Annotated in this window: 2 protein-coding genes and 1 pseudogene; 1 reads left to right on the forward strand and 2 read right to left on the reverse strand. The window is 61.2% G+C overall.

Annotated features, from left to right (window positions below; all coding sequences use genetic code 11):
• Window positions 1-62 precede the first annotated feature (62 nt).
• Window positions 63-218, forward strand: coding sequence for a hypothetical protein (locus H0V78_00005; protein MBA2350210.1), 156 nt, complete (start codon window positions 63-65; stop codon window positions 216-218).
• A 107-nt stretch (window positions 219-325) separates the two neighbouring features.
• Here the strand turns inward: H0V78_00005 and kdpB are convergent.
• Together kdpB and kdpA are read right to left on the reverse strand one after the other, a co-directional pair.
• A pseudogene (kdpB, locus tag H0V78_00010) lies at window positions 326-1,794 on the reverse strand (potassium-transporting ATPase subunit KdpB).
• The coding region (kdpA, locus tag H0V78_00015; protein MBA2350211.1) for a potassium-transporting ATPase subunit A at window positions 1,784-2,836 on the reverse strand (1,053 nt) is incomplete at its 5' end. The gene kdpA and the pseudogene kdpB, both read right to left, overlap by 11 nt.

Raw genomic sequence — 2,836 nt, forward strand, 5'->3', positions numbered from 1 at the left:
CGAAGTGACTGTCGAGATCGGCGAAAACAAACAGCTCGCCGCCTCGGGCGCGGACTTCCTGCATGTTGGATTTCACTTTTTCGAGCAGCGTATCGTTTGGCGCGATGACGACAACCGGCATGTCGCGCTACGGCAACGAAGCGCGTGACCGCTGGGCGGCGTGCCCGGCGTTGTCTAATCCCGAGCAAATTGCGAAAGCCGTGCTCTGGATGGTTTGAGTTTGTAGCGCGTCCGCTCACGCTTTGTTTGCATCTGAGCGACTCGAGTTGCGCCTGAAGCAGTTGGCGCAAGCCTCTTTTCGGCTAATCCCTCGCTGGCCGCTTCTTCAGTTTCGCTGCAGCACGCTGCGGTGCATATGCAGGCTCCTTGCCGTCGCCGAGACATTGCCTTCGTTTTCCGTCAGGATTTTCTGGATGTGCTCCCACTCCAGCCGTTTCACCGAAAGCGGTTGACTGCTGATCGCGGCGGCGGCGTTGCCCTCGTCCTGATGCAGGGCGGCGACGATTTCGTCTTGCGCGGTTTTCGGCGGCCAGGTTTTGCCCTTGCTTTCGACATGCGCGCGGATCGCATCGGCAGCGCCCTTGCGAATTTCGCGCGTCTTTCCCTGTTCGGCAAGATTGACGCCGCTCATGCGCGTCTGCGCGGTAAACGGCACGAAGCTCGCGCCAGCGCGTGAATATCGCGTTCGCGCAAATTGAATTTCTGCTTGGCGAGCACGACGATGCTGCGCCCCTCGGGAGTTTCATCGGCGAGCGAAGCGAGCTGCGCGGCGTCGGCCAATTCGCGGTCGGCAACACCCTCGGCCGGAACGAAAGCCGCTGCCTGACGATTGCCGAGCGTGATGGTTCCGGTTTTGTCGAGCAGCAGCACGTCGATGTCGCCGGCGGCTTCGACCGCGCGCCCGGAAGTCGCGATAACATTGGCCTGCAGCATGCGTCCCATGCCGGCAACGCCGATCGCCGACAACAGACCGCCGATGGTCGTCGGAATCAGGCAAACGAGTAGCGCGATCAAAACCGTGATTGCGATCGGCGAACCGGCTTGCGCGGCTTGGACGCTGAAGATCGAAAACGGCAGCAAGGTGGCGGTCGCCAGCAGGAACACGATGGTCAGCGCGATCAGCAGGATCGTCAGCGCGATTTCGTTCGGCGTTTTGCGCCGTTTGGCCGACTCGACCATCGCGATCATGCGATCGAGAAAAGCTTCGCCCGGATTGACGGAGACGCGCACGACGAGCCAGTCCGACAACACGCGCGTGCCGCCGGTCACAGCCGAGAAATCGCCGCCGGATTCGCGGATGACCGGAGCGGATTCGCCCGTGATCGCCGATTCGTCGACCGAAGCGACGCCTTCGATCACTTCGCCGTCGAGCGGGACCATATCGCCGGCTTCGATCAGAACGGCATCGCCTTTGCGCATATCGTCGATCGGCGCTGGAACGTAGGATGCGCCGTACCGCGGCTCAGCCAGTTTTTTCGCCCAGGTTGTTTTCTTGAGGCCGCGCAGCGATGCGGCCTGCGCTTTGCTGCGGCCTTCGGCAAGCGCTTCGGCGAAGTTGGCGAACAAGAGCGTAAACCACAGCCACAACGCTACCGCCAGAATGAAGCCGGCCGGCGCTTCTCCCTCCCCGCGCAGCGCCTGGAAGAACAACAGGGTTGTCGCTATGCTGCCGACATAGACGACGAACATCACCGGATTGCGCAACTGCGCGCGCGGCGCGAGCTTCTTGAACGATCCGACCAATGCCGGCTTGATCAGCTCACGGTCGAACAGAGTAAGTGTTTTACGAGCCATGGTTCGAGAACAGTTGCAAATGTTCGACGATGGGACCGAGCGCGAGCGCCGGAATATAGGTGAGTGCGCCGACGATCAGCACGGTTCCGATCAACAGCACCACGAACAGAGGACCGTGGGTCGGCATGGTGCCGGCGGTGACCGCGATGCGCTTCTTGGCGGCGAGGCTGCCCGCGATCGCCAGCACTGGAACGATGATGGCGAAGCGCCCGAACCACATGGCGATGCCAAGCATGGTGTTGTAGAACGGCGTATTGGCCGACAGCCCGGCGAATGCGCTGCCGTTGTTGTTCGCGCCGGACGAAAACGCGTACAGCATTTGCGAAAGGCCATGCGCGCCGGGATTGGAGATGCTCGAGGTTCCGGGTTCGACCATTGCTGCGATCGCGGTTCCGACGAGGACCAGGAATGGCGTCATCAAAACCGCGATCGACGTCATCTTCATTTCATACGATTCGATTTTCTTGCCGACATACTCGGGAGTGCGGCCGATCATCAGGCCGGCGATGAACACCGCGAGGATCGCGAACACCAGCATGCCGTACAACCCTGCGCCGACACCGCCAAACACGACTTCGCCGAGCTGCATCAGCCACATCGGAATCAGCCCGCCGAGCGGCATGAAGGAATCGTGCATCGCGTTGACCGCGCCGCACGAGGCCGCGGTCGTAATGACCGCGAACAGGGCCGAGGCTACGATACCGAAGCGGACTTCCTTGCTTTCCATGTTGCCGCCGGCTTGCAATTCGCTCGCGGTTTGATCGACGCCGAGTTGCGCCAGCAGCGGATTGCCAACCTGCTCGGCGGACATCGCGCCCAGCGCCATGACGACGAAAATCGCAGTCATCGCGGCAAGGATGGCCCAGCCCTGCCGGATATCGCCGACCATGCGTCCGAACACAAAACACAGCGCCGCCGGAATCAAAAAAATCGCAAGCATTTCAATGAAATTCGAAAACGGCGTCGGATTTTCGAACGGATGCGCGGAGTTGGCGTTGAAGAAACCGCCGCCGTTGGTGCCGAGCATCTTGATCGCTTCCTG

This window comes from Burkholderiales bacterium (assembly GCA_013695435.1).
Taxonomy (GTDB): domain Bacteria; phylum Pseudomonadota; class Gammaproteobacteria; order Burkholderiales; family JACMKV01; genus JACMKV01.

Coding starts and splice junctions, on each gene's coding strand:
- H0V78_00005 (MBA2350210.1), top strand. CDS start 63: ATGTTGGATTTCACTTTTTCGAGCAGCGTATCGTTTGGCGCGATGACG.